11 protein-coding genes are annotated in these 14,029 nt (G+C 38.5%); 2 read left to right on the top strand and 9 right to left on the bottom strand.

Annotation, left to right across the window (positions count from 1 at the left end; translation table 11 throughout):
- Nucleotide 1: 1 nt before the first annotated feature.
- The 6 genes from EGI26_RS13110 to EGI26_RS13085 form a co-directional block, all read right to left on the bottom strand.
- Nucleotides 2-1,465 (bottom strand): RagB/SusD family nutrient uptake outer membrane protein, encoded by a 1,464-nt coding sequence (locus EGI26_RS13110; RefSeq protein ID WP_255078937.1) that lies wholly within the window; start codon nt 1,463-1,465, stop codon nt 2-4.
- A gap of 23 nt (nt 1,466-1,488) precedes the next feature.
- On the bottom strand, nt 1,489-4,662 hold the full coding sequence (locus tag EGI26_RS13105; protein ID WP_255078936.1) for a SusC/RagA family TonB-linked outer membrane protein: 3,174 nt from the start codon (nt 4,660-4,662) through the stop codon (nt 1,489-1,491).
- A gap of 101 nt (nt 4,663-4,763) precedes the next feature.
- Nucleotides 4,764-5,831, bottom strand: a complete 1,068-nt coding sequence (locus EGI26_RS13100) for a hypothetical protein (protein ID WP_255078933.1) — start codon at nt 5,829-5,831, stop codon at nt 4,764-4,766.
- 49 nt (nt 5,832-5,880) lie between these two features.
- The gene (locus EGI26_RS13095; RefSeq protein ID WP_255078932.1) at nt 5,881-7,425 is read right to left on the bottom strand and encodes a phosphatase PAP2 family protein; all 1,545 of its coding nucleotides are present in this window, start codon (nt 7,423-7,425) and stop codon (nt 5,881-5,883) included.
- 56 nt (nt 7,426-7,481) lie between these two features.
- Nucleotides 7,482-8,387: a hypothetical protein gene (locus EGI26_RS13090; protein WP_255078930.1), complete on the bottom strand. Its 906-nt coding sequence runs from the start codon at nt 8,385-8,387 to the stop codon at nt 7,482-7,484.
- A 157-nt stretch (nt 8,388-8,544) separates the two neighbouring features.
- Nucleotides 8,545-9,684, bottom strand: coding sequence for a DUF3179 domain-containing (seleno)protein (locus EGI26_RS13085; protein WP_255078929.1), 1,140 nt, complete (start codon nt 9,682-9,684; stop codon nt 8,545-8,547).
- Nucleotides 9,685-9,916: 232 nt separating this feature from the next.
- Here EGI26_RS13085 and EGI26_RS13080 point away from each other — a divergent pair, with 232 nt between their 5' ends.
- Nucleotides 9,917-10,393 (top strand): helix-turn-helix transcriptional regulator, encoded by a 477-nt coding sequence (locus tag EGI26_RS13080; RefSeq protein ID WP_255078928.1) that lies wholly within the window; start codon nt 9,917-9,919, stop codon nt 10,391-10,393.
- Nucleotides 10,394-10,397: 4 nt separating this feature from the next.
- On the opposite strand, the gene EGI26_RS13075 is transcribed toward EGI26_RS13080, so the two are convergent.
- Nucleotides 10,398-10,805: a hypothetical protein gene (locus tag EGI26_RS13075; RefSeq protein ID WP_255078927.1), complete on the bottom strand. Its 408-nt coding sequence runs from the start codon at nt 10,803-10,805 to the stop codon at nt 10,398-10,400.
- A 276-nt stretch (nt 10,806-11,081) separates the two neighbouring features.
- Between EGI26_RS13075 and EGI26_RS13070 the strand changes: the two genes are divergently transcribed.
- Nucleotides 11,082-11,921 (top strand): sulfite exporter TauE/SafE family protein, encoded by an 840-nt coding sequence (locus tag EGI26_RS13070; RefSeq protein WP_255078926.1) that lies wholly within the window; start codon nt 11,082-11,084, stop codon nt 11,919-11,921.
- Here EGI26_RS13070 and yidD read toward each other — a convergent pair whose 3' ends face one another.
- Both yidD and EGI26_RS13060 read right to left on the bottom strand, forming a co-directional pair.
- Nucleotides 11,922-12,167 (bottom strand): membrane protein insertion efficiency factor YidD, encoded by a 246-nt coding sequence (gene yidD, locus EGI26_RS13065; protein WP_255078925.1) that lies wholly within the window; start codon nt 12,165-12,167, stop codon nt 11,922-11,924.
- A gap of 53 nt (nt 12,168-12,220) precedes the next feature.
- Entirely contained in the window at nt 12,221-13,903 is a 1,683-nt protein-coding gene (locus tag EGI26_RS13060) for an AMP-binding protein (protein ID WP_255078924.1), read from the bottom strand.
- Nucleotides 13,904-14,029 lie beyond the last annotated feature (126 nt).

Raw genomic sequence — 14,029 nt, 5'->3', positions numbered from 1 at the left:
TTTAAGGATTAGTTACAATAAGTTTATTGGCTGAAAGTTCACCGCTTGGAATAGGCCAAATATAGTTACTGGCAGTGGGCAATACAAGAGGAGCGGTACCAATAGACCCAATTTTCGCTGGAATAGTCATAGACTTTCGCTGCAAATCACCCAAACGCAGTCCTTCTCCAACAAATTCAATGCGGCGTTCGGTTGCTATGGTTTTTAGAAGAGCGTCTTTGGTGTCAATATCTGTAGCCGAAAATATAAATTTACTATTTGCACGGTTCCTAACTGCTTTCAGCAAATTTTGTGCGGTTTGAATGTCACCCAAATTAGCAGCCGCTTCGGCGTAATTTAAAAGCACTTCAGAATATCTAATTACCGGCACATAGTCTCTAAACGGTGCAGTGGTGATAGCAAATTTCCTCAAAACCTTTTGTTTTGCGGTGTTTGTTCCTATCAATGATGCCCTCGAATCGTCAGGGCTGTTGAGTGCATCGTGACTGGCCACACCAGCTGCCGCCAAAAAAATAATAGGCTGAGCCAGATAATTAAACGCCAAAGCACTCTGAGTTGGGGGTGTTTCGTTGGTGGTGTTGGCAAACGGAATAGAAAAAATAGCCTCTGAACCTACATAGCTTCCACTAAAAATAGTTGCAAAATTGCTTTCAAGTTTGTGATTAGTAGTTCCGGCTGAATATTGATATGGAGCCGAACTTGAAACAATTTTTTCTGATTCAGTCTTCACTTTTGCAAAATTTCCTTGGTGCAAATAAACCCTGGTTTTGAGTGCAATAGCGGTGCTTTTCTTTGCTCTAGAAGCATTTAAAGCCGCAGAAGAATACCCAATGGGTAGTCCGACTTCAGCGGCATCTAAGTCCGACAAGATTAGATTATAAACAGCTTCAACACTACTTCTGGCCAAGTCATTGCTACCAGCCGAGGTAATTGGCTGCACTCTTAACGGTAAACCAGGAGCTGTTTTGTCAAGATTGTAAGGCTTGGCATAGGTTTGTACCAAACTAAAATAACTCAAAGCCCTTACAAATTTTGCTTCAGCAGTATATAATTTGGCCAATGAATCTGATACGACTTTTCCACCATTTAGCTTGGCCATTAATACGTTTGAAGCGTTTATGGCGGCATACCCAGCTGCCCACACATTGTTTATATACTCGCTTGTGGAGGCCACATTTTGGTTCCAAATGGCTGACCCCGTAGCTGCATTTCCATCGTTTTGACCAAACTCATCAGCCCTTTGTTCGTTAAAAACTATAAATCTCCCACCATAAAACGTAGCACTTTGCAGCTGGCCATAAAGATTGTTTACTTGGGCAAGTATTTTTCCTGGGGTACTATACGCGTCGTTTTCAGAAACCGTGGTTTTTGGAACAGTATCTAATATTTTGTCATCGCAGCCCATCATTGACAAAACCGCAACAATAAAAAATAGACTAAATATATTATTGATTATGTTTTTCATTTATTTGATAATTTAAAATTCACTTAAAACGAAACATTAAGCCCAGCTGTAAATACTTGAGCATTAGGCGGTACGTTTTGATCTTTTCCAGAATTTATGGAATTTCCGTTGATAGAAACCTCGGGGTCAGAACCGCGGTATTTGGTAATGGTAAACACGTTGCCGCCTTGCACATATATGTGAGCAGCTGATATTTTATCTTTAAGAAAAGTATCGGCTAAGGGCAGATTATATCCCAAAGAAATGTTTTTGAGTTTTGTATAAGCTCCACTTTCCACCTTAGAAGTACTCGAAAACGAGAAACCAGCAGACACATTATCGCCATAATATAGCTTTTGAATATCTGTAATTTGCCCAGGTGTCGTCCATCTTTCTTTGATAAACTCGGCGTTGTTGAAATATCGTTGGTCGCTGTTGGTGGCTCTGGTGCCATTGTAGAGCTTATTGCCCGCCACAAATGTAAAATTGATATTCAGGTCGAAGTTTTTGTAGCTCAATGCGTTGTTGAATCCACCAAATACCTTTGGAAGCGAAGGTCCTTGAATCACGCCGTCTTTATAATTGTCTATCGCTGGAGCGGCTGCACCATCTGCCACGTAAGTCCATTTAGGCGAGCCCACGTGATTGTATTGTACTTCTTTACCCTCACTATTTACAAATATCATCTGGCCATTTGCAGGATTAACACCATTACATGGAACTGCAAACAATGAACCTACTGAATAGCCTACGCGTGTCATGTTTTGGACACCAAACACCGAAGGCACAAACACATCACTGATTAGGGAGGTCACTTTGTTTTTCAATGTTGAAACGTTCAGACCCATGTTCCATTTAAAATCTCCAAAGTTTGTAATGATGGCATTGATGCCTAACTCAATGCCTTTGTTGTACATACTTCCCACGTTGGCATTGATAAAATTGCCGGGTATTCCAGCCGAAAGCGACTGTGGGGCTTTGAGTATCAGGCCGTCCACTTTGTTGTTGTAATAGTCAAACTCAGCACTAAGCCGCTCATTAAGCATCGTGAAGTTCAGACCGAAATCTGTCTTTTTGCTCGTTTCCCACTTTAAGTCCGGGTTGGAGGCTTGTGAAAACGCCAAAGTTGGCAATCCTCCGTAAGTATTTGAATTATAAGTTCCTATGGCTGAATAATCTCCAATTTCGCTGTTCCCTACTATTCCATAGCTTGCTCTTAGTTTCAGATTATCAATAATTCCAGAGAAATTCTGCATGAAATTTTCTTCTGACAAGTTCCAACCTACAGAGCCTCCACCAAAATTTCCATATTTGTTACCAGCCGCCAGTGCCGAAAGTCCGTCTCTCCTGAAGTTAAAACTCAGCAAATATTTCTTTTTGAAATCATAATTTATATTAGAGAAATAAGACAGAAGGGCGTTTTCAGAAAAAACATTCCCATAAGCTGCAATGTTGCTATATCCTCCCTGAAATGTAGTGTAAGATGGGTCAGAAACATTGGTTTGCTGAGCACCCCAACCGTCTGTTGTGGTTTTGATTATCTCGTTGCCCAATAATATACTAATGTTATGATTCTGTGTATTTTTTGGGCTAAACAACAGTGTATTTACCCAATCTGTGCGGTAAAACTTAGTGGTGTTATTGCGGGCAATTCCGTTTGACGATGCTCCGCCACCATGAACTGGATTAAAAAACGACTTGTTTTCAACATTCAAATTGTTAATTCCGTAGCTCGACCTGAATCTAAGATTTTTAAGGATGTTTATTTCTCCAAACAAATTTCCGATGAAGGTATTGTTCTCAGAAGAATTTAAATCCAAAGCCTGCACCATGGCCAAATTATAAGCGTTTATAGTACCAATTGTGGCCGGCACATTGGCTCCATATCCTACCGAAATACCATTCTGAATACTGTAGGAGCCATCGGCTTTGTAGACGGGCACGTTAGGAGGCAAAACGTAGGTCATACGTGCAAGTGGCTCATTGGTAATGTATTCTGAATTGTATGCCGACGACGACATAGAGTTGCTCGCGATAGCACCTGTGTTGGTTCCAACGTTTTTACCATTGCTATAAGTAACGTTTGCACCTATTTTTATGGATTTCGAAATATTGTGTTCAATATTTAGCCTAGTCGCAATTCTATCAAACGTATTGTTTTTGATATAGCTGTTTTGATTAGAGTAGCCTGTAGAAAAATAATAAGAAGTGGCCTCATTGGCACCTGAAATACTTATGTTGTGGTTATGAGAAATGCCCGGACGAAACGCCACATCGTACCAATTGGTACTGAGGGTACTTCCGTCAGTATTTTTTGTTGGAAAATAACCCGGCACTTTTCCAGCATTTACCAAGGCTTCGTTTTTGATGACCATGTAATCTTCTGCTCCCAACATTTTGGGCAAATTGTACGGTGTACTTCTGCTTATCCAGCTATCATAACTGACTTTTGGTTTACCTTTTCTGCCCTTTTTGGTGGTAATTACCATTACGCCATTAGCAGCTCTAGATCCATAAATAGCTGCAGCCGAAGCGTCTTTCAGTACATCTATGGATTGGATATCGTTTGGATTAATGTCTGAAAGCGGATTGTTGCCTACTAAACCGCCAATAGATCCTACAAAAACAGTAACCCCATCCACCACCACCAAAGGAAATAGACCCGAAGTAATGGTATTTATACCCCTCACACGCATAACAGGCGTACTATTGAGAATACTTGTGGGCTGAATTATATCAATTCCCGGTGCTTGGCCTCCCAAAAGCTGGTCAAAGCTCACCGCAGGCCTGTTGGTCAGTTGCTTTGACGAAATATTGGCCACAGCCCCAGAAAACTCACTTTTGTTTTGTAGCGTATAACCACTCGAAATTACAATTTCGCTTAGCTCACTTACGCTTTCTTTCAGCACTATAGAAATAAAACTTGGAGATTTCAGAATAACTTCCTGCCTTAGATAACCAATAAATCTAACTTCTAAAATCTGCGGAAATACCTGATTATCAGAAGCAATTGCATATTCTCCTTTACTATTGGTTAGTGCGGCTGTCGAAGTTCCTTTAATAGTAACCGTTGCTCCCACCAATGGCACATTTGCTTCGTCGGTTACGTTTCCTTTCAGAACTTGTTGTGCAAAACCAACTTGCGACAGTAAAATAAAAAGAACAAAAAGTAGTCTTTGGCTTATTAGATTAATACTTACAGCTAAATTTATTTTCATGGAAAACTTTTAAAGTTAAAACGGTTTGAATCAAGGACAATAAATTAAAAATCTTGATGAACAATGTCCATCAAGATTTAATAATATTTAAACTTTACGAATTAGAACCTGAATGAATAAGAAGCAGAAATTAGATAATCAGCAAATGCCGCGTCACCTTCTCTAAAGCCTGTTACTGTCCAAGTGTCAATGCGATTCCTAACTACTGCATAAGGCACTGTAACTAAAAATGAACTGTGATGCCCACTCCAAGCTATACCCGGCTCTACTGAAATGATATAACCCGGACGACGTGAGCCAAGGCTTCCTCCGATGGCATCAACTGCTGGAAGTCCTTCTGCACGACCACCCAAACTAACACCTATGTTTTTCTTGGGAAACAATACATAAGTCATTCCCAATCTTGCACCGAATTGATCAGGCACCGAAAAATTCGTGGCTTTGTTAAGTTCTTTTGGGCTAAACATATAAAAACCATTATAGTAAAGCGTGGCTTTTTTGAACAAAGACTGGTATCCTTGAACGTCGATACTTTGTCCCCATCCACTATCTCCCAGCTGCATTGACTGATCGACAGCCTTCACTTGTATATATTCTTTGCCGTTTCTATCTAATCTATGGAACTCATCCAACACATTTGCATCTCCAGTTGGAGCTTTGATTCCCACACCTATCGCAAAATTTCCTTTGTGAATTTTTACAGGATCCAATATCCAATAGGATGCTGAAATACGCATGTCACCCACTCCTTTAGATTGCGTATGAAAACGTGGATTAGAACCCGCAGGCGTGCCGTTGCCATAATGCTCATACAAAGAGGAACGGTCGTTGTATGAAAGAGGAACGTTTACTGTCACATTTAATCTGCTAGATACCGCATAGGTTAGGCCAAAATCAAAGTTATAAGAATCATTGATAACTTCGGTTTTTTGTTCAACTCTGTGTGGTTGTTCTACAGTACCCACAAAATGCTTGTAAGAATGTAACTTACGAAAATTACCAGAAAACTGAAAATCACCCGCTTTCATAAATGCCGACCCGCTTGGATTTCCGTTTGCGGTAGACATCGAACGAACAGCAATGCATCCTTGAGAAAATGTATAATTGCTAATAGAAAGCAATGCCATTATATAGAATAATTTAACACTTAATTTGTAGAATTTTTTCATTTTTTTATTTTAAAGTTTTAGTAATCACTGTATTAAATTTGCTCAAAACTTAAAGTCCCGAGCCGTCTAATTTGCCTCTTGCTATGGCATAGTCGCCAATCTTTTTACCATGAACCAAGCCCATTTCGCAGTCAACACGGTAATGAATTAAACCATACACACGTGAATTGGATGCCTCTTTGGCTTGTGCATCAAACTCAGTGGCATTGGCAGGAAAAAGACTCGAAAGTACTGTTGCCGCAGCTGCAGAAAAAGTAGAATGACCAGAGGTGTAAGATGGGAAATTAGGTAACCCAACAGACGTTTTAAGCCCAAACTGCTGAGGACGAGGAGTGTAGTAATAGAACTTGGCTTCCCAACATGCAATTCCTGCATCCATAAGTGCGGTGCTTACCAAAGCCATGGTACGAGCCATGCGGACTTCACTAAACTTGGCATCATGGCCTTGATTGGCGGCCTCTCTGTTCCAATGACCTGGAGGTGTATAGCTGCCTGCTCCATCTGCCCAATAATTGGCTATCCGAGCTTGCTCTCTTGTTTGATTTTTATTAATTTCTTCTAATTCAGCAAAATCTTTATTCCACTCAGCAGAACCCACCACATAAGGCATGGTTGGTCTGATTTGGGCCATTGTTGCCTTGTCAAAATTCCACGTGGCTACTGCTGCGTAATTGGGCAACATTGGAGGACGAATAGGACTTTCTTGGCTCAACCAAGTGTCTTTTATTCCTCTTCCTTTAGCCGCCTCTATCATGCCTGCCGTCAATGCTTGATTGTTTGCTGTTGACATTCCATCTACTTTGGCTTTAGCCATTACTTTTGCACCCACGGCTTTACCAAGAGCATCACCCGCTGTAATGTCACTAGGTACATTAACTCCAGCCCATACTCTAGCATTTTTTGCTTCAGCAAGTTTGGTATCCAAATATGGTATTTCTCCAGGAAACATGGCAATCAAAATTGTATATGAAGCTCCGGCAACCACGGCATCTTCAGAAGGATAAGAAGCCAAATCAGAAACTGGAAGTAAAGTCTTTACTGATGCATCGATTTTAGAAGGTGATTTCCTTCCAAATTTAGATTTATACGACCAAGCAGTCACCAAAGCGTCGTATTGAGCTACATTTAAGTAGGCCAAAGCACGAGCTGTATATGGAGGATTGGCAAATGGAAACATAGGATCTGCCAATGGATTGGCGGCATCTGGCACTGGATACTTGCCTTCTGCATTTGATGCAGGTGGAACATTGTACTTGGCTGCAAGTTCTCTTGCTATTTCGTTCCATCTATACACAGCCCCAGCTCCCCAATATGCTATTGCATCTTTGTTTGCTGGCGTTAATGCTGGATATATTTTATTTTTTAGAGAATCTAACTCTTTCAAGTATGCTGGGTCAGAAGTTGGTTTTGGAGCAGCTACCGCTACTTCACTGTTGGATGTCAGCACGTATGTCTTCCAATTGCTCGCATTTAAATCCAAATCAGCAGGAATGTAAGCTTCCGCAACTTCCAAATCTAATGTTTTATCACAAGATGTATTCAGGAGAGTAACAAATGCAATTAGTAGTAAGGTCTTTATTTTAAAATTTTTCATCTAATTCTATTTTTTTAATATCTTATATTTTCTCTAAAATTCTGCTATTTCGAGTTTTAGTTTTTTTGTTTTAATAATTTCAAAGAATTGAATTGGTACAAAATACCAAGCGAGTAGCTCATGCTTTGTCCAACATTAAGCCCATTGGTTACATAAGCTATACGAGCATTTGCACCAATATTCTTGGGTTGAAATTTACCATACCATCCAATTGAGGTAGACTGCATATTATTGGTAATAAAAGGCATATCGTTTCTGCGTATATTGTCGCCTCCAACACATGTAAATCTCTCTGCGAAAAGTTCGGTTACGATAGCTTTTTTACTGTATCCTATTGCCGCACGAGCGTCTGTGGCATTCGGAACAGCCACAATATCAGTGTTGTAAACCTTGTTGTAAGCCTGATAACCGTCTTTATCAATCTTTACCGTGCTTCTAAAAATATAACTGGCACTTCCTGTAAAATAAGCACCTGACTTGTGGTAATAACTCGCTACAATACGACCAGTGGCGGTTTTAGTTCCTAATCCAATAGACATCGGCAAAAATTCTGCAACATAGTTACTTGCTGGCACAGATGCACCAAGAGCTCCGTGTAATGCTAATCCATCTTTTTCTACCAATTTGTATTTAATCCAAGCCGAAAAGTCTTGGAATCCTTTTTGACCCATCAAATTTCCAGCACTCGTTTTAGTAGTAATATAAGGAAGCCCTATTATAACATTCAATTTGTCAGAAACGCCTACCGCTAACATAGGCATAACGTTTTGTGTAGTATGCTTTCCCATGTTTAGGTTTTCTCTAAGTAATGTATTTTCCCAATACTCTTTCCATGAGCTATTACCATAAGACACAGCTAAACAAGCAGTATTTTTTGGCATATATATAGCATCATGAGGCATTTGGGCAAGAGCAGAAAAAGAAATAAAAAGAAAAACAACAATTGTAAAGGTTTTTTTCATAAAACTTAAAATGGTATTGGTTAACAAAAAGGTATTTAACTCAGAAAGTTTTGCAATATTACAACGAATATTCAAATATTCAAAAAAATGGAAAAATATATCTCAAAATCAGCAAAATTAACACATATTAGTGTAATTTTTCCGAATTTCTGGATTTTTAATACTTTTGAGTGTCTGGATTAAATGTTTTCCAACTGTGCCAAAGCTCTTGATAGGCATTGATTCTCTTCAACGAAGTAGACTTATCCTTACTGATTCCTTTCATATCATATACAGTTCTCCCAACCACCAAGGAGTCGTTCCTAAGCGTTATTTTTTGAAAAAACGAAGTCCTTTCAAAAGCAACAAAACTCTTTTTATCAGCCGCCAAGGCCAAAACTATAGGCTGGCGTCCTACTTTATCATTTATTATCCTTTCATTTTTCAGACGATTCCAATCAAATGCCTTACTCGCATTTTTTAGTTTTATACCCACCACCCATGACTTATCTTTCCACGAAAGCGAATCCGTTTTGGTCAACTCACTATTTCCGTGTCCAAGTTCATATTTTTTCATTTTTTCGTAGGTTTCATTGTAGTTGGTATCCGCCTGCATAATCTTGGAATGTGGATACAAGGCGAGCCATTTCTGCAAAGACATCTGCTGGGCAGCTAACTCGGGCAATAATGTACCTTTGAGTTTACCTATCAGAGATTCACCATTGGCTTGTCTCCACCAGCTTTTGGTAGTTTGGTCCTCAAACATGGCATTGAAATGATCCATACCGACCAATCTAAAGGCTTCAGGTTTTCCGTTGACGGTCGGTTCAAAAATTCTTCCTGTACGACAAACTGTGCAGTAAGTAACCATAATAGGTTTACCCGCAATGGAGTCTAAAACTTGATGGTGATAACCGATGTATTGAATGGGATAAGCTTTGGCCTCATTCCCCATGGCGATACCAAGTATGAGTTTGTCTTTTTTCACCTTACTTTCTTGACTGTTTTTCATCAATACTTGCCCTGGCTGATAAAACATAGCATCAGCTGCCATTCTGAAATTGAACATATAGCAAACCCCTACTGCAACCAAAAGCATACTCAAAACCATCCAACGATTTGATTTATAAGCCTTCACTAAACCCAACAAAAGAAGTAGCCCAAATGCAACTCTAAAAAACCAACGGTAAGAATACAGAAAGTAGGCAAACTCTATGCTACGCATACGTTGACTGCTTGGCATAGGCATGATAAAATAAACATTGGCTATTTCGAACAAAATAAGACCAATAACACCGACAAGGAATAGTTTTTTCATGGTAAGTATTTGAAAAAAAATAATATTTGGAAGCGTCACTGACACCAACTAATATGATTACATTAACCTATCAATCACATGTTCTATAATTGAAACTCTTTATATAAATGCCTGAGTTATTTAAAACCCTTGCTCTATTTTAATTTTGAATGTAAATTGTTACATTATTTCATGACAAAATTACAATTCAATTGTAGTTTTCCAAAATATTGGAAAAAAAATATTTTAACAAATGACAAAAAGTTACTTTTCTGAAAATTTAAAAAACTTAAGAAAATATCACAAAATCACACTTGAAGAGCTTGCAGAAGCCTTAAATGTAAGCAAAAGTGCCCTTTCAGACTATGAAAATGACAAATTCTCACCTTCATTAATTATATGCAGAAAGATAGCAGACCACTTTAAAACGAGTGTTGATATTTTAGAATTTTCCGAAATTTTGGAAAAAACAGAAAAAAATAACTTTGTATTAAAAAACATTGAGTCTCTTCCAAAGCAAATTTTGGAAGCAAAAGAGTATGCCGAGGTTTTGGAGAAACAAAAAAATGAACTGATGCTGGAGTTGAGATTACAAAAACAAAAGGTAGAATCACTGACTTTGCAGATGCGACTGCAAGAGCAGCTAAAAGCAAGCAAGCTTTCGGAAATAGAACTATTGAGAAGTCAGATTATTTTGCTAGAAGAAAAAATCAAGTTGATTCAGAAATAAACACTTACTCCCCTACTGGATTTTCAAATCCTTTGGAGATTTCTAACTGGGCGTTTTCGAAATAACTTTTTATTTCTTCTGCTATTTCAGCTTTGGGCCGATTGGTCAACAGCGTTAAAATCTCGATTTGAGCAAATAAAAAAGTCTTTAAATAAGCTTGATTTTTGACAATTACAGACTGGTTGTGTATGATAGAAGACTGATTGTGTGTGATAATTCCTTGATTTTTGATAATCGTTTTTTGGTTCTCCACCACTATATCTTGATTGTCCACCACTTGACTCTGGTTTTGCATCAAAACATCGTAGTTCTCCACCATACTCATTAGATGTGACGAAAAATCAGTCATCTTTTTGTTAAGATCAGTCATTTGACCCAACACACTGTCTATTGCATCCGTAGATTTTGCCATAAAATTATCATATCTTTTGATATCCTAAATATCTGTAAAATTCCAGTATTTAATAGATTCCCCACAAAATAAAACAAAACTATTAGTTTTTTTCCAGAATTTCTGATTCCTAGCCTTATATTTGAATATAAAAAACACCTTTAAAGCATTTTTTTGAAAAAGTTACCTGTTTTATATCTGTCCTTCCTATTTATTGTTTTGTGTTCTTGGTTTTATTTTGTTAGCCAAAACAACCTATTCTATTACATCGAAAAACACGTCTGGGCCGTTGTTACCATGATTTTTGGATCTTTTATAGCGGGCTCCAGCCCCGAGGGTAGTGCGGCAGTGGCGTATCCTGTTTTCACATTGCTGCTCGATATTAAACCCGCTGTTGCTCGAAATTTCGCCTTTGCTATTCAAAGTTTGGGAATGACTTCTGCCTCACTACTTATTTTTGGATTAAAACTCAAAGTTGATTGGAATTATATTAAATACGTAACCATCGGCGGCGTATTTGGCCTAGTTTTCGGCACTTATTATGTTGTACCGCTGATTTCACCACCAATGGCCAAGCTCTTTTTTGTGTCTCTTTGGCTAAGTTTTGGCATTGTTCTTTGGCGAGAAAACTCCAAACCAACAAGATTGGTGCATGATTTGATTGAAAATTTCCAAAAATCAGATATGATTAGATTATTGGTTTTTGGATTAATTGGAGGCATAATTTCCTCCATTTTTGGAACGGGCATCAATATTTTTACATTTTGTTTGATGACCATCTATTATGGCATAAACGAAAAAGTGGCAGTGCCTTCGTCTATAATTATTATGAGTATCGAAACTATTCTGGGCTTTTTTATTCATGCAGGTGTAGTGAATGATTTTCAGCCTGAGGCCTTCGAAATGTGGATTGCTTGCATCCCATTTGTGATTATATTTGCTCCACTTGGTTCTTTTGTAGTGTCCAAACTACCCAGAACTGCCATAGCTAACTTCTTGAATATCATCCTGTTTGTTCAGTTTGTGGGTGCTATGTGGGTAATCAAACCGAATGCTTTTCAGTTGGTAGTTAGTGCCATTACCCTCGCAAGTGGCTTGGTTCTATTCCTTTTCTTGTCCAAAAACCCTCGTGCTTAATCAATGTCCATGTTTTCTTTTTACGGGATCCCAGCCATGCCCACCCCATGGGTTACATTTTGCTATTCTTTTAATGCCCAACCAAGTACCTTTAAAAATCCCCCATTCTTTAATGCTGTCTATCATGTATTGCGAACAAGTGGGTTGGTATCGGCATGAATCAGGGAAATAAGGCGAGATACCAAGCTGGTAAATCTTTACAATCAAAATCAAAAACCCTCCAAAAATCTTATTTATTAATTTCATAAAAAAACAGGCTCTTGGCCTGTTTTCAAAACACAATAAATATTTTTTAGGTTCTATTTGTTATCCCTGAGCTCACGTCGCAATATTTTACCTACGTTGGTTTTAGGTAAATCTCCCCTAAACTCCACGTGCTTAGGACATTTATAACCAGTCAAATTCTCTTTACAGAAATCCCGAACTGCGTCTTCGGTAAGATTGGGGTCCTTTTTAACCACAAAAATCTTAACTGCCTCAGTAGATTTGTCATCTGGCACACCTATACAAGCAACCTCCAAGACCCCCGGACACTGCGAAACCACTTCCTCTATTTCATTTGGAAAAACATTAAAGCCCGACACCAATATCATGTCTTTCTTTCTATCTACTATCTTGAAGAATCCATCGGGCTGCATCAGTCCAATATCGCCAGTTTTGAAAAAAGGCCTACTTTTTTCATCATTTATAAACACATTGGCAGTTTCTTCAGCTCTCAAATAATAACCAGCCATTACTTGAGGCCCAAAAGCACAAATCTCACCCACTTCTCCTACTTCCCCCCAATTACCATCTTCTTTCAAGATTCGCATTTCAGTAGAAGGAAATGGCAAACCAATAGTACCAATTTGTTGTGTACCATCTACAGGATTACACGAAAGCACAGGAGCTGTCTCTGAAAGCCCATATCCTTCCGTTACTCTACAACCAGTTGCTTTTTCCCAAGCATCGGCAACTGTTTTTTGCAGAGCCATGCCTCCAGAAATAGTAATTTTTAGGTTAGAAAAATCCAAGGCCAAAAACTCAGGATTATTCAAAAGTGAATTAAAAAGGGTATTCAAGCCTGGAAAAACGAATAATTTGTGTTTTTTAAGGTCTTTCAACAATGCCTTTTGATCTCTCGGATTAGGAATCATGAGGTTGTGAAATCCCAACTTAAAAGTAGAGAAAGCATTAACGGTTAGAGCAAAAATATGGTAAAAAGGCAATGCTCCTAATATCGTTCTTGGAAAATCGAATTTCATCATCGGCCCGAACCAAGCGGCTATGCCTTCTGTATTGGCTACCATGTTGCGGTGACTCAAAACCGCACCTTTAGAAACACCAGTTGTTCCACCTGTATACTGAATAAAAGCCGTATCACTACCGGCTAAACTTGGCCTAGTATAGCTAGCAGCTTCTCCCATCGAAAGGGCATCTCCAAACTTTACAACATCTGAAATAGAGTAATCAGGCACCATCTTTTTGACACTTTTTACTACAAAATTCACGATTTGTTTCTTTGGAAAACCCAATAAATCGCCTAATTCTGTAATTATCACATGCTTAATTTGTGTTTCTTCTATTACTTTTTCAAGATTAAAGGCGAAGTTGGCCACCATCACTATAGCTTTAGCTCCTGAGTCTGTAAACTGATGTTTCATTTCTCTTGGTGTATAAAGCGGATTGGTATTTACCACTACCAAACCTGCCCTCAAAGAACCATAAAGAGCAATAGGATACTGCGAACAGTTGGGCATCTGAATGGCAATCTTATCACCTTTTTGAAGACCTAAACTTTGTAGGTAAGCTGCAAAATCCCTCGACTTTTTATCTACCTGAGCATAGGTCAGGGTTTTGTCCATGAAAGTATAGGCTGGCTGATCGCTAAATCTCTTAAAACCTTCTTCCATGAGTTCTACAAGAGATGAATAGGCGTCTGGATTAAGTTCTGCTGATATACCGCTAGGGTACTTACTCACCCATGGAAAATTATTTGACATATCTGATTTGGTTTTTAAGGTTGTTATTAATGAACGATTAAGTGTTTTACAAATATAATAAAAGGGCTTATTTATAAAAAAAAACACCTATTTATTATTTAAAAAATGCAATTATAGTTTTTGGGT

Origin of the sequence: Lacihabitans sp. CCS-44 (assembly GCF_024343735.1) — a bacterium.
Taxonomy (GTDB): domain Bacteria; phylum Bacteroidota; class Bacteroidia; order Cytophagales; family Spirosomataceae; genus Leadbetterella.
Note: the sequence above shows the minus strand (reverse complement) of the source record. Positions and strands in the feature narration are given on the sequence as shown.